This is a genomic window from Paenibacillus sp. FSL R7-277 (genome assembly GCF_000517965.1).
Classification (GTDB): Bacteria; Bacillota; Bacilli; order Paenibacillales; family Paenibacillaceae; genus Paenibacillus_AQ; species Paenibacillus_AQ silagei.
In genome coordinates this window covers 38,559-58,749 of the sequence record NZ_ASPX01000119.1, presented here as the reverse complement: position 1 = coordinate 58,749, position 20,191 = coordinate 38,559, and the positions used below count along the sequence as shown (strand labels likewise).

General features: G+C 56.1%; 19 protein-coding genes. 12 read left to right on the top strand and 7 right to left on the bottom strand.

Annotation, left to right across the window (positions count from 1 at the left end; all coding sequences use genetic code 11):
• Nucleotides 1-47 precede the first annotated feature (47 nt).
• Complete coding sequence (locus C173_RS31095) at nucleotides 48-2,042, top strand: methyl-accepting chemotaxis protein (protein WP_036732898.1); 1,995 nt, start codon at nucleotides 48-50, stop codon at nucleotides 2,040-2,042.
• 91 nt (nucleotides 2,043-2,133) lie between these two features.
• Here C173_RS31095 and C173_RS31090 read toward each other — a convergent pair whose 3' ends face one another.
• From C173_RS31090 to C173_RS31080, 3 genes are all read right to left on the bottom strand, one after another.
• On the bottom strand, nucleotides 2,134-3,096 hold the full coding sequence (locus tag C173_RS31090) for an L-lactate dehydrogenase (protein ID WP_036732776.1): 963 nt from the start codon (nucleotides 3,094-3,096) through the stop codon (nucleotides 2,134-2,136).
• Nucleotides 3,097-3,367: 271 nt separating this feature from the next.
• Nucleotides 3,368-3,874, bottom strand: coding sequence for a CcdC family protein (locus tag C173_RS31085; RefSeq protein WP_036732774.1), 507 nt, complete (start codon nucleotides 3,872-3,874; stop codon nucleotides 3,368-3,370).
• A gap of 201 nt (nucleotides 3,875-4,075) precedes the next feature.
• A complete protein-coding gene (locus C173_RS31080; RefSeq protein ID WP_036732764.1) occupies nucleotides 4,076-4,336 on the bottom strand; it encodes a GlsB/YeaQ/YmgE family stress response membrane protein in 261 nt (86 codons plus the stop codon).
• Nucleotides 4,337-4,593: 257 nt separating this feature from the next.
• Here C173_RS31080 and C173_RS31075 point away from each other — a divergent pair, with 257 nt between their 5' ends.
• The gene (locus C173_RS31075) at nucleotides 4,594-5,646 is read left to right on the top strand and encodes a lactonase family protein (RefSeq protein ID WP_036732760.1); all 1,053 of its coding nucleotides are present in this window, start codon (nucleotides 4,594-4,596) and stop codon (nucleotides 5,644-5,646) included.
• Between the two features lie 99 nt (nucleotides 5,647-5,745).
• On the opposite strand, the gene C173_RS31070 is transcribed toward C173_RS31075, so the two are convergent.
• Nucleotides 5,746-8,073, bottom strand: a complete 2,328-nt coding sequence (locus tag C173_RS31070) for a poly(ethylene terephthalate) hydrolase family protein (protein WP_051478708.1) — start codon at nucleotides 8,071-8,073, stop codon at nucleotides 5,746-5,748.
• A gap of 407 nt (nucleotides 8,074-8,480) precedes the next feature.
• Between C173_RS31070 and C173_RS31065 the strand changes: the two genes are divergently transcribed.
• From C173_RS31065 to C173_RS31050, 4 genes are all read left to right on the top strand, one after another.
• Nucleotides 8,481-9,602: a sulfate ABC transporter substrate-binding protein gene (locus C173_RS31065; RefSeq protein ID WP_036732757.1), complete on the top strand. Its 1,122-nt coding sequence runs from the start codon at nucleotides 8,481-8,483 to the stop codon at nucleotides 9,600-9,602.
• Between the two features lie 99 nt (nucleotides 9,603-9,701).
• A complete protein-coding gene (cysT, locus tag C173_RS31060; protein WP_235192088.1) occupies nucleotides 9,702-10,565 on the top strand; it encodes a sulfate ABC transporter permease subunit CysT in 864 nt (287 codons plus the stop codon).
• A 175-nt stretch (nucleotides 10,566-10,740) separates the two neighbouring features.
• Nucleotides 10,741-11,604 (top strand): sulfate ABC transporter permease subunit CysW, encoded by an 864-nt coding sequence (cysW, locus tag C173_RS31055; protein ID WP_036732755.1) that lies wholly within the window; start codon nucleotides 10,741-10,743, stop codon nucleotides 11,602-11,604.
• A gap of 100 nt (nucleotides 11,605-11,704) precedes the next feature.
• A complete protein-coding gene (locus C173_RS31050) occupies nucleotides 11,705-11,926 on the top strand; it encodes a YezD family protein (RefSeq protein ID WP_036732753.1) in 222 nt (73 codons plus the stop codon).
• 275 nt (nucleotides 11,927-12,201) lie between these two features.
• On the opposite strand, the gene C173_RS31045 is transcribed toward C173_RS31050, so the two are convergent.
• A complete protein-coding gene (locus C173_RS31045) occupies nucleotides 12,202-12,669 on the bottom strand; it encodes a VOC family protein (RefSeq protein WP_036732749.1) in 468 nt (155 codons plus the stop codon).
• A gap of 43 nt (nucleotides 12,670-12,712) precedes the next feature.
• On the bottom strand, nucleotides 12,713-13,021 hold the full coding sequence (locus C173_RS31040) for a hypothetical protein (RefSeq protein WP_036732747.1): 309 nt from the start codon (nucleotides 13,019-13,021) through the stop codon (nucleotides 12,713-12,715).
• A 228-nt stretch (nucleotides 13,022-13,249) separates the two neighbouring features.
• Between C173_RS31040 and C173_RS31035 the strand changes: the two genes are divergently transcribed.
• From C173_RS31035 to C173_RS31025, 3 genes are all read left to right on the top strand, one after another.
• Entirely contained in the window at nucleotides 13,250-13,663 is a 414-nt protein-coding gene (locus C173_RS31035; RefSeq protein ID WP_036732745.1) for a GNAT family N-acetyltransferase, read from the top strand.
• 60 nt (nucleotides 13,664-13,723) lie between these two features.
• A complete protein-coding gene (locus C173_RS31030) occupies nucleotides 13,724-14,356 on the top strand; it encodes an NAD(P)-dependent oxidoreductase (protein ID WP_036732742.1) in 633 nt (210 codons plus the stop codon).
• Between the two features lie 446 nt (nucleotides 14,357-14,802).
• Nucleotides 14,803-16,557 (top strand): bifunctional ADP-dependent NAD(P)H-hydrate dehydratase/NAD(P)H-hydrate epimerase, encoded by a 1,755-nt coding sequence (locus C173_RS31025; RefSeq protein WP_036732739.1) that lies wholly within the window; start codon nucleotides 14,803-14,805, stop codon nucleotides 16,555-16,557.
• Between the two features lie 648 nt (nucleotides 16,558-17,205).
• On the opposite strand, the gene C173_RS31020 is transcribed toward C173_RS31025, so the two are convergent.
• Nucleotides 17,206-17,661, bottom strand: coding sequence for a hypothetical protein (locus tag C173_RS31020; protein WP_036732735.1), 456 nt, complete (start codon nucleotides 17,659-17,661; stop codon nucleotides 17,206-17,208).
• Nucleotides 17,662-17,946: 285 nt separating this feature from the next.
• On the opposite strand from C173_RS31020, the gene C173_RS31015 reads away from it, so the two are divergent.
• From C173_RS31015 to sdaAA, 3 genes are all read left to right on the top strand, one after another.
• Entirely contained in the window at nucleotides 17,947-18,342 is a 396-nt protein-coding gene (locus C173_RS31015; RefSeq protein WP_235192087.1) for a GNAT family N-acetyltransferase, read from the top strand.
• A gap of 239 nt (nucleotides 18,343-18,581) precedes the next feature.
• On the top strand, nucleotides 18,582-19,298 hold the full coding sequence (sdaAB, locus tag C173_RS31010; RefSeq protein ID WP_036732729.1) for an L-serine ammonia-lyase, iron-sulfur-dependent subunit beta: 717 nt from the start codon (nucleotides 18,582-18,584) through the stop codon (nucleotides 19,296-19,298).
• Nucleotides 19,295-20,173 (top strand): L-serine ammonia-lyase, iron-sulfur-dependent, subunit alpha, encoded by an 879-nt coding sequence (sdaAA, locus tag C173_RS31005; protein ID WP_036732726.1) that lies wholly within the window; start codon nucleotides 19,295-19,297, stop codon nucleotides 20,171-20,173. Before sdaAB ends, sdaAA begins: the two co-directional genes overlap by 4 nt.
• The last annotated feature ends 18 nt before the right edge of the window (nucleotides 20,174-20,191 follow it).

The following is a 20,191-nucleotide window of genomic DNA, read 5'->3' as shown; positions in this document are numbered from 1 at the left end:
AGGGGGATTTTGCGGTGAATGAGGGAAGTGTACGGTCAAAATTGAAAATGAATGCAAAGAACGGAAAATCATTATCGCTGCAAAGCAAGTATTCGCTTGTTATTTTGGCAATTGCTATTGTACCTCTGCTCGGCGTCACGATTTTTTTCATGCAGTACTTTGGGGGTGTCACCAGAGACGATAGCGAGGAGCTCGCCCAGAATATTCTGGAGATGAACACTACACGCATCGTAGAGTGGCTGAATACGCGGACATCTGCGGTCCAGGAGCTGATTGCGCAGCATCCTGAATTCGATACCTCAAGACCGGATACTATTTTTCCTGTGGTCAAGGTACTCGAAGAGAGCGATACTCAGTCCGAAGGCTACAGCGTCATTAACAAGCAGGGCATTCTGGCTAATTCCCTTAAGCTTACGGCGGATGTAGGCCAATCGGCATATTTCCTGCAGGCCAAGGAGAGTCTTGCTCCGGCGGTAGCGGAGATGTCTTATCTGGAACAGCTCAGTAAATATATTATCCCGGTATTCGTTCCGGTCGTGGACAAGGACAAGCAGTTTGGCGGCGGTATCGCCTTCTCGGTGACACCAGACATTCTGATGGAGATGGGCAAAAACATCCACGTGGGCGATACCGGCTACGGATATGTGATCTCTGGCAAGGGTGATTATTACGCCTACTCCGAGACCGAGCGGATCGGCAAGAATATCGCGGATTACGCGAAGACCACAGAGATGAAGCAGGCCGTAGAGCATATTCTCGGCAAGGAAGCAGGCTCGGAAGTTTATAAGGGAGAGGACGGCAAGCAGGTGATTACCTATTTCCGTACCGTCCCGGGCACAGACTGGAAGCTGCTGATTACGGTTCCCAAAAGTGAGATTACCGCCAAAGTCACCTCAGCCCAGCGGATATCCACATTGTTCATTGCAATCATCATTCTGGCGGTCGTTGCCTTGGCCTTGTATCTGACCCGTCTGATTGTGAAGCCGATTGTGGCGATCTCCGGGGTGATGAAGAAAGTAGCGGACGGCTATCTCAGCGAACGGGTGACCGTGCGCTCGGGTGATGAGATCGGCCAGATGAGCCAGAGCATTAATGATATGATCGGATCATTGTCCGGCATTGTCGGCAAAATCGATGCTACCGTGGAGCAGGTTGCTGTCTCGGCAGAACGCGTGCTGAAATACGCCAGTCAGACCTCGAATACATCGGCAGAGATTGAGACGGTCGTCCAGGAGGTCGCGCATGGAATGGGCGAGCAGTTCAAAGGCTCGGAGCAGGCGGCCAGAGCTACGGAGGAGATGGCGATCGGGCTGCAGCGGATTGCGGAATCCTCGGTTAATGTGTCCGACCAGGCGGAGACAGTCAGCGCCGAGGTCGAGAACGGCTATGTGGAGATTCAATCCACACTTAAGCAGATGAATGTCATCAGCGGCGCTGCGGAGGAGACCTCGGCCCTGATCAGCAATCTGAGCGGGCAATCCGAACAAATTGGCCAGATTGTTGACGTAATCTCCGAAATCTCCAATCAGACGGGGCTGTTATCGCTCAATGCGTCGATTGAAGCGGCCAGAGCAGGCGAGCACGGGCGCGGGTTCGGCGTGGTGGCGAATGAAGTGAAGAAGCTGGCGGAGCGCACGAACAGCGCCATTGTGAACATTGTGGAGCTGATCCGTCAGATTCAGGAATCCACCAGAGCGGCCGAGGTCTCTATGGAGAAGAGCATTGCTGAGATCGGAGACGGGATGGGTAAAATGCAGAATGTAGGCACCTCCTTCGACCATATCCGCTCGTCCATCCGTGAGGTATCGGTTCAGATCCAGGACGTCTCTGCCGTCAACGAGCAGATGTCCGCCGGGACAGAAGAGATTACGGCCTCCATTTCCGACATGCTGATTATTGCCAGAGATTCTGCCGAGAGCGCCGAGATGGTGGCGGAGGCTTCCACCGAGCAGCGGAATCTGATGGGCCAGGTTGTCACCTCAGCCGAATCCCTCAACCAGCTGATGAGCGAATTGCGCAGCGAGATCGAGAAGTTTCAATAATATCAGGTAAAATCATCGCAAACACCCCTCTGCCCCACAGGTTACTGTGTGAAGCAGAGGGGTGTTTGCGGTATAGGCTGTGCTGTTAAGCTTAGTGCTGCTCCTCCAGCGTGAGGCTATCAATTCCCGCGCGGATGATATTGCAGGAGTCGGTGAATTTAGCCATCTCTGTATCGCTGAGGTTCAGCTCCAGCAATTCCTGAATACCGCTGCTGCCGATAATGGCCGGAACTCCGGCGCATACGCCGCTTTGTCCGTATTCCCCGTCCAGGATGGCGGAGACGGCGATGATTTTGTGCTCGTCATTCAGAATGGAGCGGGTGATATAAGCGAGGGCACTGCCGATCCCGAAGTGAGTCGAACCCTTGCGCGTAAAAATCTCCCAGCCGGCATCCTTCGTCTTGCGGGCGATATCCATAAGGTCCAGGCTGCTGAAGCGCTCGCGGTGCTGCTCCATAATCTGCAGAATCGGCTTGCCGCCGATTGTCACATGGGACCAGGCTACGAACTGCGACTCCCCGTGTTCGCCAAGGGCGTAGCCGTTGACGCTGCGCGGATCAATCGTGAACACCTCCGACAGCAGTGTCTTCAGCCGGGAGGAGTCGATGGAGGTGCCTGTGCCGATCACCCGGTGCCGCGGCAGGCCGGAGATCTGCCAGACCATATAAGTTACAATATCTACAGGGTTCGCAGCGACGACGAAGATCCCATCGAAGCCGCCCGCCATAATCTCGGTGATGATCTCCCGGGTAATTACAGCAGCGGCATCCAGTACATCCAGCCGGGTCTGCCCCGGCTTGGGATTGGCGCCTGCCGTCAGAATGACGACATCCATCCCCGCACAGTCACTGGCGGTGCCGGCATAGACCTTGGTGCGTGTTCCGGTGAAGTCCATGCAGTGCGAGAGATCAAGCGCTTGTGCCATGGCGCGGTCGTAGGTACGGTCGATCATCATGATCTCATCGCATATGGCTTGATTCACCATGGAATAGGCAACGCTTGAGCCGACCATGCCGGAGCCGACGATTGCCACTTTTCTCGATTTACTTTTCAATTGCCCAGTCCCCACTCTCTACAAGTATGGTACTATTCTAACTGATCTCATCGCAAGTTACCTGACATCGCACCGAAAATGCCCGCCGCACCCGTCCGTTATTTGGCCATAATTCACATGGAAGGTTAGAGTATCAGGGTTCTTATGAATTATAATATGCAGCTGATGGGTATTTGGGAAGACAGAAGGAAAGGGTGTTCCCGGCAGTCCTCCCTAAGGCTGCCGGGGACACCCCCTTGTACATAATTATATAATCCATCCCGGCCTCACCCTAGACCCGGGGCTGCGGAATCTGCGGCTCGGCAGGCAGCATTCCGGTATAGTGCTTATACATGAACAGTCTCCAGTGGAGGATCATGCCGAAGGCCAGAATGAAGAATAATCCGCCGGACTGCGGAACAGAGACATACCGGTTGATGAACTCATGGAGCAGGGTGCGGACCAGCAGCAGTCCAAGCAGAATGAAGGCGAAGCTCTTGGAGCGCTGGGCATAGATCAGCCCTTCACGTTCTTCGAACCGCGTACTGCGGATTAGCGGGTAGGCAAAAATAAACCAGCCGACCAGGAAAGCCGCTACCGCCCACCACCAGGGGAAGCGCACTTCCGGTACGACGAACATGGCGAAGCCGGTGGACATGCCAAGCGGCGGAATCCATATTTTGCGGATGGTTACCGGGCGGGCGCTGGCCTTCATGCGGATAAAAATCACCATCAGCGCCATGAATACTGCTCCCAGCGTGGAGCCCACATGCAGAAGTGAGGGGTTGATGTTACCCATAATTCACGTTCCTCCTCTGTGATTTCGGTCACTATTTACTTCATTATAGCAGATAATGAACGGATTTCATTAATGATGCGCAGCCTGCCTCATACGGGTGATCTGCCTGAAGCACACAGCAAACCCGCCAGAGTCTAACCCCGGCGGGTCTGCTTGCTAAGTATAGTTCAGCAGCTTCAGGAAAGAATGCTGCCATAGAGCTTAAGAGCGGCTACGTCCGCCAACCGAACGCAGAATCAGGCTTACGATAAAGATCAGAACCACAGCACCGATCAGTGAAGGGAAGACATAGTAGTCGCTGATCTTAGGTCCCCAGCTTCCCAGCAGCATGCCGCCGAGCCATGAACCGAGAATACCAGCGATAATGTTGCCGATAATTCCGCCCGGAATGTCTCTACCCATAATCAACCCGGCCAGCCAACCAATTACGCCACCAACAATCAACATCCATAGTAAACTCATTAACTTTCAGCTCCTTTTGTGTTTGTTGTCTTCGATGGTTACTATTAACCTCATGCACAGCGTTTAAACCAAGTGTTAAATTTTGCCGGCACACATTTATTTAGTATTCCAGTCTGTCCAAATTTATGCTGTTTAACCCTGATAACGTAGTGGGTACATAAAGATGTTATAGTGAATTTATGGTTCACCCGCTGAGTGAGTATAGGGGTGTACAGGGTATATAAGCTTATATACTATACAATAAAGGAGCCGCTGCCATGCACCAGCCTAATGAAGTATTATTCTATATTGGAACGTACAACAGTGAGGAGAGAGAGGCCATCCTGCTCGGTGCGCTGGATAAGGAGAGCGGAGAAATGAGGGTTATGGGCGGTACCCGGGGGATCCAGAACCCTTCCTATCTGGCGGTTAATGCGGCGCAGACGGTATTATATGCTGTGAGTGAGCAGGATGAGGGTGAGGTTCATGCCTACGCCATTGATCCCGGCAGCAAAGCGCTGCATCCGCTGGGCAGCAGAGCGACCGGGGGCGGCGCGCCCTGCTATGTCTCGGTGGCTCCGAAGGGAGATTACATAGCCGTGTCTAACTATACGGGAGGGAATGTCAATGTGTTCCCGCTGAATGAGGACGGGTCATTACAGGAGATGTCCTCCCAGGTGAAGCATGAGGGCTCGGGAATCCGCAGCGACCGTCAGGAGGCCCCCCATCCCCATTCCGTGATTCCGGACAAGACGGGTGATCATGTGCTGGTCTGTGATCTCGGTCTCGACCAGATCGTGTTCTATCGTGTGGAGGACGGGAAGCTGGTCACTCACCGGGAGGTAGAGCTTCCTCCAGGCTCAGGACCGCGCCATCTGGCGGTTCATCCTTCGCGGCAATGGATCTATCTGGTTAATGAACTGAACAATACGGTTACCGTGTTCGCCAATGATGAGCCTCAGGGCAATCTGAAGCTCCTGCAGAGTATCAGCAGTCTCCCGGAGCATTATACCGCCGGAAGTGATGATACGGCTGCAGATATCCATGTATCACCATGCGGACGCTACCTCTACGTATCCAACCGTGGGCATGACAGCATCGCACTGTTCCATATTGATAAGGCTACGGGTCTGCTGGAAACGGAGGACTGGGTGACTTCCGGGGGACGGACACCGCGTAATTTCGCTCTGATCGGCGGCATGCTGCTCGCTGCTAACCAGAACAGCGGCAATATTGCCTCCTTCCGCATAGACAGTGAGACCGGACGGCTGATCCCTACCGGCAATGAGCTGGAAGTGCCGGCACCTGTCTGCCTTGTAGCCCTGGACTAACCTGGACAAGCATCTCTGTGCAGGAACAGCAAAGCCCCCTGTCCGCAGTATGGCGGACAGGGGGCAATTTTGGCTTTTTATAAATAGAATGATGTCCGGTTAATTCACTCCTGTCAGCGGGTCCTCCCGCTCATAGAAGCCGATGTCATCCAGCATAATCTTGTCTTCTGTCCCTTGCAGATAAAAGGTGATGTCTGTCAGACTATCCGGATCAAGCTCGGGCTCTTCCTCAAGGAACAGCTCGAAGGGCAGCTTGTACGTCTGGTAGACGGCTTCCGAGAGGTTGCCGAATTTGCCGTCACTGATCCGCTCCTCCAGCCATGGACTAAGCGTAAACTCAGTCTGTGGCAGCGGCAGAATATCCATCACTTCGTCCAGGGGAATTCTTGCAGAGGTGTCTTTACTGTCGGTCAGCTCCACCTCTACCTCCGGGGAGAGCTCTGCCTCCGGCAGCGGCTTGGAATCTCCATCCTCGTTAGGACCGGAATTATGGTTCGCCAGAGAGAAGGTCAGTCCCTCTACGGCAGGGGATTCCGCAAGCGTCTGAGTCAGCGTGTCGCTAAGCCTAATGCTGTAAGCAGCCTCAAGATCCGTATGCTCCTGATCCGGGCTGCTGCTGCGCTCCAGCAGAATACCGTAAGAGGGCTTGTTGTTCCGTTCGCGGTCCTTTGCGGCCTCTTCGCTCCAGTGAAGCCCCGTAGTAGTAGAGACAGTCCCGCCTTGGACGGCGTCTCGGTTGCGGTCTTCATCATAGTCCGCCACCGTGATATAGGCCCCGCTCTGGAAGCGGTTATAGTAGGCGGTATCCGGCAGCCACCGGGCACCGCTGCGGTAATCGCGGAACAATTGCCGGTACTCGCTCCTCCCGTGCAGCGTGGTCTCCAGGAAGGCAGAGACATAGACCTTGGCGATTCTCCGCTGCTCCTCCCCGTCCATGATCCGGGAGCGCTTCAGGAACAGGCCGGTAGGCAGCGTCTGGTCATATAGCCCCCAGTCCGTATTGAACTGGCTGTGATTAGCGTCGGCAATATAGAGCGAACTTTTGAAGCCAGGGGTATTGCCGGTGTAGGAAGAGCGCATATATTGACGATCCCCGTAGAAATCATGTACATCGCCGTCACGGGCGCCCTGGAGTGTCAGATAGCTCACATCGGTTAGACGGGCCTGCTTGCTGTCGATCATTTTATCCGTAGGAGCCAGGGCAATAACCGAAGTAATATGGAACTGCTGAATAGCGTCCAGAACCGGATCACTGCCGAACCAGCGTGCCGCATCCGCAGCCATGGCTACGGCCTGCCCGCCGCGGCTGTGGCCAAGCAGTGCAACAGAGTCATAATCAACCTTCTGGTAAAAGGGGGTGCCGGGCTGCTCCGCGAAGCTGCCGATCTGCTGCAGATGCTTCAGAATCATCCAGGTCCGCGCCTTGAAGTCGTTGTCCGGAATACCCGACCAGGCCGAATAATTCAGGAAATTCTCATCCAGGGTGACCGCGATGAAGCCCCGGCTGGCCAGTAATTCACCAAGATAGGCATAGCCGTCCTCGGAGAAGTCCTCCATCATATGGTTGCCATGGACCATGAGCACCAGCGGATAAGGCCCGTCCCCATCCGGCATCCACACTCTGGCATTCAGCGGGAGGGAAGCGGGATCGAACCCCCAGAACAGGGTCCGCAGCACGGGCCAGGAAGAGATATATTCGGTAGCATCCACGGAAGCAGAGGCTAGCAGGACATCCTTGCCATACGCCTTGCGCTGCAGATCCTTGCCGCTGCCATAGGTGAAGGTGTGGAACTCATAGTCGCCCGGCTGGGCGGGATCGTCCGCCGTTACGGGAAGCACCTGTCCGTCCGCCGCCAGACTCTGAAGCGAGGGTACAGGTACCGGGCTGCTTCCCGTCCCATAGCCATAGGCCAGTGCGAAGGGGGAGAGCAAGAGTGCCGCTGCCAGCAGACCACCGGTGAACATTCTCCGGGTCCGCAGCAGACCGGCCGCAAGTCCCCCTATCCCGCAGGCCAAGGCTGCGATACAGGCGACAACGGCTGCAGCTCCAAGCTCCAGATCGGAAAAATACAGGATCAGCAATACAGTCCCATAGGTGCTGAGCAAAGAGCCTGCGAACAGATGCGGACAGCGGAGTCCGGTTAGGGAGAGCAGCACAGCCAGCAGATTGCCGGCCAGCGCCATAACTAGCGTCCCCGCGCCGGCTGCCAGCATAATATCCGCTGCGCTTCCGAGTCCGGTAGGAATACCCATAATAACTATAGAAAAAGCCAGAATGCATAGCGTCCACGGGCCGCTGAGCGCAGTCCTCCATAAAGTAGTATCATACCTGTACGTCTCCAGGATACGTCTGCCCAGTTCTCTGAATACACGCCTGTGCAGCCGTGGTCCCTGCGGCGCGGGACCATACTCCAAATCCATTCCCATGATTATTTCCCCCGGTGTAAGCGGCAATAATAGAAACTGCGATGCCGTTTCTATTTATATGAATTCGCTCTATTTTCGCTCAATAAGATGTAGCAATGATATTACTTTGGGGCAACAATAACAAGTGGGTCTTACAGGAACGGGCGCCACTTCCTGCCCCGGGTCCAGCGATCGCCGTCTTTCATTCAAAGTGAAAAAAAGGTTTGACAGCGCGGGAAGCGTTCAGTATTATATCTGTATAACCTACTAAATGGGTAGGAATAATCAAATAAGTTCTTACCGTACAGACGGAGGAACGCCTGCTTCAGGCTCGCAGATACGTGTCTATAAGACCGGTTTGACTTGCCGCAAGCGGGCTTTCCTGCGTCTATTGCTTGTTACAAGACTATTATGGGGGAGTGGTTGGGATGACAAAAGGGATCAAGAAGGGGCTTCTCGCCGGGGTTGCATTGATATTGACGGCAGGGCTTACGGCTTGCGGGAACAGTAATGCAGGGAATAGTGCGGGTGCAGGAACAGCGGCCCCGGCAGCAACAGAAGCGGCTGCGAATGCATCTTCAGCACCGGAAGCCACCCAAACACAGGCCAAAGATCCGGTGGAGCTGCTGAATGTATCCTACGATCCGACGCGTGAGCTGTATGAGAACTATAACAAGGCCTTCGCCGCCTACTGGGAGAAGGAGACCGGCCAGAAGGTAACCGTTAAGCAATCGCATGGCGGATCGGGCAAGCAGAGCCGGGCTGTACTGGATGGCCTGGAGGCGGATGTCGTTACGCTGGCGCTCGGGTATGACATTGATGCGCTTCAGGAGGCCGGCTTGATTGGCGCGGACTGGCAGAGTAAATATGAGCATAACAGCTCCCCATATACCTCCACCATCGTCTTCCTGGTCCGCAAAGGCAACCCGAAGGGCATCAAGGATTGGCCGGATCTGCTGAAGGACGGCGTAGAGGTCATCACCCCTAACCCCAAGACCTCCGGCGGTGCCCGCTGGAACTACCTGGCTGCCTGGGGCTATGCGCTGGACCACAATAATAATGATGAAGCCAAGGCTCAGGAATTCGTGCAAAAGCTGTTCAAGAATGTACCGGTCCTGGATACCGGAGCACGCGGCTCAACCACTACCTTCGTGGAACGCGGCATCGGTGATGTGTTGATCGCCTGGGAGAATGAGGCTTATCTGTCCATCAAGGAGCTGGGTCCGGACAAATTCGAGATTGTGAATCCGTCAGAGAGTATTCTGGCTGAGCCGCCGGTTGCTGTGGTGGATAAGGTCGTCGATAAAAGAGGAACGCGCGAGGTAGCAGATGCCTATCTGAAATATCTCTACACCGAGGAAGGCCAGAAGATTGCTGCCGAGAACTATTACCGTCCGACACTGGATAGCGTAAAGGCCGAGTTCAAGGATCAATTCCCGGAGATCAAGCTGTTCACCCTGGCGGATAAATTCGGAACCTGGAAGGAGACGCAGGCGAAGCATTTCAATGACGGTGGGATTTTCGACAAAATCTACGTACCGGGCAGCTGACAGCGGAGTTCGTGAACGATGATGCAGAAGCGGCAAGACCATACTGACAGGCGGAATTCCGCCAGAGGCTGATCGGCCATATGCCGAAGGCAGGAAAGGATGAATGGGCAGATGAATGTCACGACCAAAGCTGCTGCAAGGACGGTATCAAGGCGCAGGCTGCTGCCGGGGTTCGGGATTACGATGGGATTCAGCGTGCTGTATCTGAGTCTTGTGGTCCTGCTGCCGCTGTCCGCGCTGCTCTTTAATTCAACGGGGCTGAGCTGGGCGAAATTCTGGGATGTGGCTACGGATGCCCGCGTCCTGGCCTCCTACCGTGTCAGTCTGAGTACGGCGGGCGCTGCGGCCCTGATCAATGTTGGTCTGGGACTGCTGCTGGCCTGGGTGCTGGTGCGGTATGAATTCCCCGGCAAAAGAATCTTCGATGCCCTGATCGACCTGCCGTTCGCGCTCCCTACAGCTGTGGCGGGCGTATCGCTGACCGCCCTCTATTCCCAGAACGGCTGGATCGGCTCCCTGCTGACGCCGCTGGGCTTCAAGGTTGCCTTCACGCCGCTGGGCATCACGCTGGCGCTGATGTTCATCGGCATTCCCTTTGTCGTCCGTACGGTGCAGCCGGTGCTGGAGGATCTGGACAGGGACATGGAGGAAGCCGCTGCTACGCTGGGGGCAGGCCGCGGGCGTACCTTCCTGCGGATTGTCCTGCCCGAGCTGCTCCCGCCGCTGCTTACGGGCTTCGCCCTGGCGTTCGCCCGGGGTATCGGCGAGTACGGCTCTGTCGTGTTCATCTCCGGCAATATGCCGATGCGCACAGAGATCGCCCCGCTGCTGATCATGTCCAAGCTGGAGCAGTTCGATTACGCCGGAGCCACCGCCGTGGCCCTGATTCTGCTGCTGCTCTCCTTCCTGATGCTGCTGGTCATCAACAGCCTTCAGCACTGGGCGCGGAGGAGCTCGCGATAAGAGAGAACGGGTATGCTTCATAAAACTTAAGCGTGTGCTTCCCAAGCGAGTTTTATTGCGGTGTCTAACAATGAAGCAAATGCTTCATAAAACTTAAGCGTATGCTTCCGAAGCGAGTTTTGTTAGGAGCGGATTCAGGATGCATATACTAACAAAACTTTTAGGAGGAATAAATATGGCCGGTACGGTTCCCCTGCATGTCCCCGGGCCGCGTACAGGCGCGTCATCGCCTTCAAGGGCGGAGTCACAAACGGTGAAATGGGTGCTCATCTCCCTGGCGGGACTGGTCCTGCTCTGGCTGATTGCGCTGCCGTTGATTATTGTGCTGGTGGAGTCGCTGAAGCGGGGGCTGGATGTCTACTGGGCCGCATTGACCGACCCGGATGCCGCCTCGGCGCTGAAGCTGACGCTGCTGGTCGCCGCCATTACGGTTCCGCTGAATACGGTCTTTGGGGTAACGGCGGCGTGGGCGGTAACCAAGTTCCGTTTTCGCGGCAAGGGCTTTCTGGTGACGCTGATCGATCTGCCTTTTGCCGTATCACCGGTGATTGGCGGGCTTATCTTCATTCTGGTGTTCGGCTCGCATGGCTGGTTCGGCCCCTGGTTAAGCGACCACGATATCAAAATCGTCTTCGCTCTGCCGGGCATCGTGCTGGCTACGCTGTTTATCACGTTCCCGTTCGTCGCCCGTGAGCTGATTCCCCTGATGGAGGAGCAGGGCACACAGGAGGAGGAGGCTGCCATTACGCTCGGTGCGCACGGGTGGCAGATCTTCTGGCGCGTAACGCTGCCGAATATCAAGTGGGGCCTGCTCTATGGCATTATTCTCTGTAATGCACGGGCCATGGGTGAGTTCGGGGCCGTCTCGGTGGTGTCCGGGCATATTCGCGGGGAGACGAATACGTTGCCGCTGCATGTCGAAATTTTGTACAACGAATATCAGTTCTCGGCATCCTTCGCGGTGGCTTCTCTGCTGCTCCTGCTGGCACTGGTGACGATGGTTGTAAAAAGCCTGCTTGTACGCAAAAATGCTCATTGACAGCTATTGGGTGCCGTGCTAAGTTAATTCATAGTATACAAGTTGGTAATAACGGAATTTAGGCAGAGTTATTCCCTAACCGGGAAAGGGAGGCTTGCGAATGGCTAAACCACTGAAGGTGGATGAGGTATGGCTTGCGCGGATAACGGAACTGCTCGACGATATGGAATTCGGCTCCTTGCACATCGTAGTGCATGAAGGCCAAATCGTACAGATGGAGCGCACGGAGCGCAAACGTTTCGAGAACAGCACAGCAAATTCACGTGGTAGTGGAGAGACCGGAAGCCGGCGGACCGATACCCGTGCAGGGGGACGAGGATAATACAGAAAGACCTTCGATTGGGCAACCAATGGAAGGTCTTTCTTGTAGTATAGGAAATTATGATTTTCTTCTGTTGTGAATAAGTGGCGCGCAGGCGTGTGGCTCAAATGTATGGGGAAAACAGCATACATTGTGCTCACATGCAGACGCGTGGCCCGAATGTATGCGGAAAACAGCATACAGTTGCTGGCACGCAGGCATGTGGCCCGAATGTATGCAGAAAACAGTATACATGTCGGTTTCCCTGCACGTTTCTCCCGGCACAGCTGCTGGAACTAATCGCTGGACTTCCTGCACAGCTCCTCCCACTCCTCAAAAGACAGCTTGCTTGTGATCGTCTTCAACCCCTGAGGGACTTCGATATGACACATCAGCTCCAGAGAGTTGCCGTCCGGATCATTGAAGTAAACCGAGGCATTGCCTTGATGGGGGCGGATAAAAGGCTCAACCGTGCTTCTGCTGCCGAAAGGAACCGGGTCAATCTGTAGGGAACGCAGCCAGGCGAGCGATTGCTTCAGATCCTCATAAGTGACTTCGAAGGCAATATGCCTCAGGGAAGGGTGATAAGGGGTCTGAACCTCCGGCCCTTCCCATAATCCGATCCAGCTCCGCCCCTCTGTAATCCAGAAGAACGCGGTGTCCTCATCGCGCCAGGCGAATTTCAGTCCCAGCCTTTTATAGAATTCAATAGATGCTTCCAGATTAGAAACGGGTAAATGGGCTTCGTATAATCCTTTAATCATAGTTGGTAGTCTACTCCTTGTTCACAGATTAATGTGTTGACTATCAGTATCGTGGATTGCGCCGTGATCCGCTCAGCCCTTCTACGAGCAGAATAATAGCGGTAATGGCATGCATCACCCAGCCGACAAAAGGAATCAGGGCAACCACCGAGGTGACCACGCCCACTGCATTCCCGATAATCGGACCGCGCTCTCTCAGCAGAATGATTATGGCTACAGCATGCAGGAGAAAAGCGATTCCTAGCGGCGCCCAGGCATTTGCCACCACAAAGCTTCCCCCGATAATCGGCAGCGCCAGAAAAGCCTCATAAGCGAAAGTTCCCCATTTAAACAGTTTCCCTGTAGGAGACATAATTACTTCACCAACCTTCCAAAATAGTAGTGTTGCTTGTCTATCCACAGTTTACCCAAGGACACGGGGTAAGAATAACCTGCCCGCCCGCAGAGAGCAAGTGCTGTGTTTTGAGTTATTGTACGCCGGAGGAGGCGGGGCGTTTCAATTTTGAACAAATACATATATATTGGTATCAGTATAGCAGGCGGGTTATGCTTGCAGATTGCAGTAAATAGGAGGAGTAGCATGACAAATTCAGCACAGCTGGAGATCCGGCAGGAGCTGCCCCCGGTAGAGGATTATCTCGCACTGCGGCAGGAAGCCGGGCTTAGCCCGATGAGCATAGAGGGGGCGGCAGTCGGACTGCCTAATTCTGCTTTTGCAGTTACTGTGTATGCAGGCGAGCAACTGGTGGGAATGGGCAGGGTTATTGGGGACGGGGGATGTTTTTTTCAAGTGACGGATATAGCAGTGAAGCCTTCCTTCCAGGGACGGGGTCTCGGAAAAATCATCATGGGGGAAATCCGCGCATTCCTGGACAGTGTGCCGGAGAAGGCATATATCAGTCTCATTGCTGACGGGGAAGCGGCCAAGCTGTATGCCAAATACGGATTCGAGCCGGTAATGCCTGCTTCACAGGGAATGTTCCTGCGGCGATAAATCGTGTGAATTCGTGTAATGCTAAAGGATAGCAGATTAGGAAAGTGAGGCAGCGGGAGAATGGATATTGTAGTGTTTGGAGCATCGGGCAGGGTTGGAAGTGCCATCGTACAGGAAGCGTTAAAAAGAAAACATGAGGTCACGGCTGCGGTACGCAGACCTGAAGCCTTCAGCCTTCAGCATGAGCGGCTGCAGGTGACGGCTGCTGATCTGCTGGACCCGGCCTCGGTAACGGCAGCCGTGCGCGGACATGAGGAGGTAATCAGTGCTTTCGGTCCGGCGGCAGGGCATGAGAATGATCTGCTGCGGGTGGCGGATTCACTGCTGGAGGGGCTGCGGGCGGCTGGGCTTGAGCGTCTGATCATTGTCGGCGGAGCAGGCAGCCTCAAGACGGAATCGGGAGAATGGCTGATGGACACCGCCGGATTCCCGGAGGACTACCGCGCGCTGGCTTCGGCTCATGCTAATGCCTATGAGATCTATAGAGGGTCGGAGCTGGACTATACGTATCTTAGTCCGCCTGCCGCTCTGGTAGACGGGCGCCGTACCGGCCAATTCCGTATCGGCCTTGACCGGCTGATTGTAGACGAAGACGGCCGGAGCAGCATCAGTATCCAGGATTTTGCCGTGGCGGTTATCGATGAGCTGGAGGAAGGCAATTTCAGCAGAGCCAGGTTTACTGTAGGGTATTGATGGGGGGATACGCGGAGGCGGAAGGTGAAAAGGCAGAGGTAGAGTCGGCGGCAGGTTTAATCGCACTTTGTACAACTTAAACGCCTGATTTTCCACCGATTATCCGTTTAGTTGCAGTCTGTACATTTAAAAATGCCGCTGTGCCGGGATTCTCCCCAATTGGGCAGATTTAGTTGTACAAACTACAGTTAGAAGAGGCCAGCCTTGCTTTTGAGTGTTTTTAGGTGTATGGAATGCAACTATGGATCCAAGTATGCTTATCTGATCCTCAAGACTAAGCAGTTGGAATCATTACCTATCTAACATAGAAGTCCTCTTCGTAGCGGGAGGGCTTTTTGCTGTTCTGGGGGCTTGTTGCTCGTTGGCTGCCATGAGCTACCTGGGTTATTTGCTTGCTGAAACGGGACTTAGTACAATCGAAGCAACTATGAAGGAGGTCTGGACCAATGGATGTGGTGACAGCGGAGGAGATGCGGGCATTCGACCGCGACACGATCGAGCGGCTGGGCATCCCGGCCATCGCCCTGATGGAAAATGCGGGACGGGCCATTGCCGAGGAGGTCATCGCCCTATGCCGCCGCCGGGCAAGTGAAGCTGGTGTGCCTGGTGGCAGGGTGTGGGGGGCTGGAGCGGGAGCGGCTGGAGGTGGAGCGAAGCGGGATGGAGCGGGAACGACAGGTGGCGGAATGATGCGGAACGGAGCGGAAGCAGCTGGTGACGTAGCGGGCGCCTTAAGCGGGCGCGGGGCGCCTGGCTTCGGCGCTGACGCTGCGGGCTTCTCCGTCAGCGGAGATGCAGCGCTGACGCTTGCCGGTGCCGGAGGAGAGCATTGGCTCGTCCTCGCCGGCAAGGGCAACAACGGCGGCGATGGCCTCGCCGCCGCCAGGCACCTGCGTGAGGCCGGCATCGCCGTCACGCTGGTGTACGCGGCCGCGCCGGAGTCGCTGGCCGGCGAAGCCGCGCTGCAGCGTGATGCCGCTGCAGCTATGGGCATTCCTGCCGTAGTCTACGGCAAGGACGCCCTGGACCTTGCCTCATGCAGCGGCATCGTAGATGCGCTGCTCGGCACAGGCAGCGCGGGAGCCCCGCGCGGTGCCTATGCGGAGCTGATTGCCGCTGCGAACGCCAGCGGCAGAGCCATTGTGTCCGCGGACATCCCCAGCGGGCTGGATGCGGACACGGGGGAGACGCATGAGCCCTGCATTCATGCGTCAGTGACCGTCTGCCTCGCGTTCCTGAAGCGGGGGCTGCTGCAATATCCCGGCGCGCAGGCCGCCGGGCGGGTCGTGGTCCGCTCCATCGGCATACCCGCTGCCCTTGCCCGGGAGGGCGGCGTCCAGGTCAGCCTCCTGACGCCGGAAGTACTGACGGCGCGCCTGAAGGTTGACCTGGCGCGCCGCCGTTCGCCCGAGGGCCACAAGGGCACCTACGGGCATGTCCTGCTTGCAGCAGGAAGCCTGCGCATGAGCGGCGCAGGCCTGTTGTCTGCCCGCGCTGCACTGCGCGCAGGCTGCGGGCTGGTAACCTGGGCGCTGCCGGAGAAGCTGCTGCCCAATGTGATCGGTTCTGTACCGGAGCTGATGCTGGCCCCGGTCACCGGAGGTGACGGGGAGTGGAATGCGGGTACGGCCGCTGAAGTGCTGCGGCTGAGTACCAGCCGCGATTGTACAGCCATCGGCCCCGGCCTGGGCCGGTTCGAAGGAGACACGGAGTGGCTCCGCAGACTATGGGAGGAGACGGAGGGTCCTATGGTTATTGATGCGGATGCGCTGAATATACTGGCGGATACCGATTACCGGAGCTGGAGCCGCCGCCATCCGGTTATTCTGACCCCTCATCCGGGGGAGATGGCCCGTCTGGCGGGGATATCTACAGCGGAGGTGCAGCGGGACCGGATCGGATTGGCATTGTCTTACGCAGTTCAGCATGGGGTAATCCTTGTGCTAAAAGGAGCCCATACCGTAATAGCAACGCCCGAAGGGCAGGCCTATATCAATATCACCGGGCATCCCGGTATGGGTACCGGCGGTGCGGGCGATGTGCTGACAGGCATCATCTCCGGTCTGCAGGCCCAGGGCCTGGAGGCGGATCAGGCCGCCGCGTTCGGAGTCTATCTACACGGGCTGGCTGGAGAACGTGCTGCCCGGAAGCGGGACCATCCTGCTGCCCTGATCGCCGGGGATATTATCGAGGCGCTGTAAATGTAAGCACCGGGTTTGATGTCTCCAACCAACAGCGCCAGCCCTCCATTTCATTAACAAGTTCAAGCTCTTGCTCGCTCTGGCGCACGGGCTGCTTGGAGTTCAAAGTCTATGTTAGTCTGCTGTCTGCTTTAGCGGATAACAGGTGGATTTTGTCCACCTGCTGATGAGCGGATGAGCTCTGGCGGGACGTTAGTTGGATAAACGGCACTTAATTTAGCACATTTCACCCCAGGCGACAAAACTAACTTTATTAGTTGGAGCTTTTCCACTTGCCTGCCTGTAAACGGCAGAAACGGATGAAATAAGACACATTTCTCCAATTGTTTGCTTCGGGCATCCTATTGAGCGCGATGCACCGGACGATAAGAGTTAACGCAATGTGCCAGCGCGAGGTCATCGGGCCCAATGTAATCGAAAAACCGACCACATTGGGCGTGACGGAGACGTGTGGTCCAAATATAGTCGAAAAACCGACCACATTGGGCGTGACGGAGGCGTGTGGTCCCAATGTATGCGGAAAACCGAACATAATGTGCCGTGAGAAGGGTTTGCGGTTTCCGGATACTGATCCCATCCAGCCCGGTATCCAGCCTTACCCGCCATCCCGGCCCTCCCCAATGCTCCGCCCTGCCTGAACCCGCCAGGTCAGAACAAGACCAGACAGATCAGCGGAATGAACAGAGCGAAGAAGGGAAGCAGGATCGGGAAGCGTTCGCCCGCGATCTGGGCGATGCGGAATAGCAGCAGGATTGCGAGGCCGGTAAGGCCGGAGACAAGGGAGTCGCCGCCCTGCTCCGCAGCGAGCCACAGGCCGGCGCCATAGCCGGCAATGGCGTACAGGGCCAGCGCCGGGCTGAGCGAGGTGGAGCGGAACATGCGCAGGAGCGCATCGGCCAGGATGGCAGCCGGCAGGCCGTAAGCGTAGATGGCATAAGGCACCGATACCGGCCAGCCGGACGGAATTCCGTTCTCATAGCCATGGATCAGCATGAACAGGGAGATCAGGATGAAGGTCAATCCGGCGGCCGACAGCTTGGTCAGAGCGTACATGCCCGCATTCAGGCGGACAGAAGGCAGGTTGAAATCCTTGTGTTGATTCATCGCTATACATCCTCTCGGGTTGGGAATGAACAAGGCCGGCGTGACCGGCTGAAGCCTGGACATGGATCAGCTGGTAACGGTCCTGGTGCTGAGGGGGAAAAGCAACAGGCTGCACATGGGAGACCGTTTTGTCATCATAAGAAGGATACATGGGGTTCATCGGCGGTTACTCCTCCTTGCCTGCTCAGCTCTTCCGTATATGGGTATGCATGCGCCCAGAAAAGCGTGCGGCGTGAAGTGGAGTCATAAACATAGAAATGGGGAGAATGCATGATATATAGAGCAATGACAGGGGACGATTACGAAGCGGCTTACCGGTTGTGGGAGAATACGGACGGAATGGGTCTCAGTGAAGCCGACTCGCGTGAAAATATCATCCGTTATCTGGAGCGGAATCCGGGCATCAGCCAGGTGTGCGTGAAGGAGGACGGCACCCTAATGGGCACCGCGATGTGCGGGCATGACGGACGCAGAGGCCATATGTATCATGTGGCTGTCGCCAGCGGCAGCCGGGGAAGCGGTGCAGGCCGTGAGCTGGTGAGGCGTTGCCTTGCGGGACTGCGCGAAGCGGGCATAACGAAGTGCCATCTCATGGTGATCGAAGATAATGCCATGGGCCGAAGCTTCTGGACCCGTATCGGCTGGCAGGAGCGGGACGGCTTGGTGCTTTTCTCGAAATAGAATGTATAGACTTCACGCTATACATTCTCCTTCTATTTCTCGCTGAAACGGTACCGTCCTTTATAAGGACGGCAAAGCCGTTTCCACTCGCAGAGCAGCGAATAATAGGTCACAATTCATGTAATAGTGTAGCTTTGGTGCGGACGCAGTATAATATATAGGTGCTGTACAATGAACGGATGGACATCATTACACATTCGCTGTACATGGCCGAATTCAGATAGCGGGAGACCAAAACTATGAGATTTAAAGATGTATTCTCAATTATAGGCCCGGCCATGGTCGGGCCTTCCAGTTCTCATACAGCGGGAGCCGCGCGGATCGGGCGGGCCGCAAGGCAGGTGCTTGGTGAGCTGCCGCGAGAGGCCGAGGTTACGTTCTTCGGTTCTTTTGCCGCGACTTATCAGGGACACGGGACAGACCGGGCGATCGCCGGAGGTCTGCTTGACTTCGCCACGGACGACCACCGGCTGCCGTATTCCATTGGGCTTGCGGCCGAAGCCGGGATGAGCATCTCCTTCGGTCAGGGAACGGGGCTGTTTCCCCATCCCAATACGGTCCGTCTGCGCCTTACAGGCAGGGAGAGCGGGACGGAGATGACCCTTACCGGCACATCCATCGGCGGCGGCAATATTGAGATTGTAGATATTGACGGCTTCAGCGTGAAGCTGACCGGCATGTACCCTACGGTGCTGATTCAGCATATGGATTATCTGGGGGTGCTGGCCAGTGTTACGGAGGTCATGCGGGAGGGCCAGTTCAATATCGGACATATGTCACTCGACCGGAAGAACCGCAGCGGTGCGGCCTTGACGGTGCTGGAGCTGGATGAGCCAGCCACGGCGGAGCTGCTGGAGAAGCTGCGGGCGCTTCCGGCAGTGAAGAGCGTCAAGGTAGTCGATTTGAACGGCATTACACAAGAACAGACACAGAAGGGGAAGGACATCACAACATGAATTTTCAAACACTCAGCCAGCTGGCTGTACTATGCGGGGAGCGGGAGCTTGGGATCGGCGCTCTGATGCTTGAGGAGCAGAGCGCCGAATCCGGCCGTTCCCAGGAGCAGGAATTCGCCACCATGCGCGAGTATTATGGGGTCATGAAGGAAGCGGTGCAGCGCGGCATGACCGAAGACACCACCTCACGCAGCGGCCTGACAGGGCTGGATGCCCAGCGGGTGGCCGCCTATAATGCAGCGGATGAGCCTTGTCTCGGGGGACCGGCAGGCCAGGCGATGGCGTATGCCCTTGCCGTCTCTGAAGTGAACGCTTCTATGGGCCGGATTATTGCCACACCGACTGCCGGCTCCTGCGGAATTATCCCCGGTGTGTTCTTGAGCTGTCAGGAGCGCTTCGGCTGGGACGATGATTATATGGTCTCCGGTTTGTTCGCGGCTGGAGCGATAGGGTATGTTATTGCTAATAATTCTTTTGTATCGGGTGCGGAAGGCGGCTGTCAGGCCGAGGTGGGCTCAGCGATCGGTATGGCGGCCGGAGCCTTGACCGAGATGCGCGGCGGGACTCCGGCACAGGCTGTACATGCAGTAGGGCTTGCGCTCAAAAATACACTGGGGCTGATCTGTGATCCGGTAGGCGGACTTGTGGAGATTCCATGCATTGTCCGCAACGGCTTCGGTGCCGTTACGGCGCTTGCAGCGGCGGATATGGCCCTGGCCGGCGTCCGCAGCGTGATTCCGTCCGATGAAGTGATTAAGGTCATGCTGGAGGTCGGCTCTGCGATGCCCGAGAAGCACCGGGAGACGGCCGGGGGCGGGCTGGCCCAGACCCCGACCGGCCGCCGGATTATGAAGGATCTGCGGAACCCGAAATAACCGCCCGGTCGCAGGCGC

Coding starts and splice junctions, on each gene's coding strand:
- C173_RS31050 (WP_036732753.1), top strand. CDS start 11,705: ATGGCTAAACCACTGAAGGTGGATGAGGTATGGCTTGCGCGGATAACG.
- C173_RS31020 (WP_036732735.1), bottom strand. CDS start 17,661: ATGAATCAACACAAGGATTTCAACCTGCCTTCTGTCCGCCTGAATGCG.
- C173_RS31085 (WP_036732774.1), bottom strand. CDS start 3,874: ATGGGTAACATCAACCCCTCACTTCTGCATGTGGGCTCCACGCTGGGA.
- C173_RS31045 (WP_036732749.1), bottom strand. CDS start 12,669: ATGATTAAAGGATTATACGAAGCCCATTTACCCGTTTCTAATCTGGAA.
- C173_RS31040 (WP_036732747.1), bottom strand. CDS start 13,021: ATGTCTCCTACAGGGAAACTGTTTAAATGGGGAACTTTCGCTTATGAG.
- C173_RS31035 (WP_036732745.1), top strand. CDS start 13,250: ATGACAAATTCAGCACAGCTGGAGATCCGGCAGGAGCTGCCCCCGGTA.
- C173_RS31015 (WP_235192087.1), top strand. CDS start 17,947: ATGACAGGGGACGATTACGAAGCGGCTTACCGGTTGTGGGAGAATACG.
- cysW (WP_036732755.1), top strand. CDS start 10,741: ATGGCCGGTACGGTTCCCCTGCATGTCCCCGGGCCGCGTACAGGCGCG.
- C173_RS31095 (WP_036732898.1), top strand. CDS start 48: ATGAATGCAAAGAACGGAAAATCATTATCGCTGCAAAGCAAGTATTCG.
- C173_RS31065 (WP_036732757.1), top strand. CDS start 8,481: ATGACAAAAGGGATCAAGAAGGGGCTTCTCGCCGGGGTTGCATTGATA.
- cysT (WP_235192088.1), top strand. CDS start 9,702: ATGAATGGGCAGATGAATGTCACGACCAAAGCTGCTGCAAGGACGGTA.
- sdaAB (WP_036732729.1), top strand. CDS start 18,582: ATGAGATTTAAAGATGTATTCTCAATTATAGGCCCGGCCATGGTCGGG.
- C173_RS31070 (WP_051478708.1), bottom strand. CDS start 8,073: ATGGGAATGGATTTGGAGTATGGTCCCGCGCCGCAGGGACCACGGCTG.
- C173_RS31030 (WP_036732742.1), top strand. CDS start 13,724: ATGGATATTGTAGTGTTTGGAGCATCGGGCAGGGTTGGAAGTGCCATC.
- C173_RS31075 (WP_036732760.1), top strand. CDS start 4,594: ATGCACCAGCCTAATGAAGTATTATTCTATATTGGAACGTACAACAGT.
- C173_RS31080 (WP_036732764.1), bottom strand. CDS start 4,336: ATGAGTTTACTATGGATGTTGATTGTTGGTGGCGTAATTGGTTGGCTG.
- sdaAA (WP_036732726.1), top strand. CDS start 19,295: ATGAATTTTCAAACACTCAGCCAGCTGGCTGTACTATGCGGGGAGCGG.
- C173_RS31025 (WP_036732739.1), top strand. CDS start 14,803: ATGGATGTGGTGACAGCGGAGGAGATGCGGGCATTCGACCGCGACACG.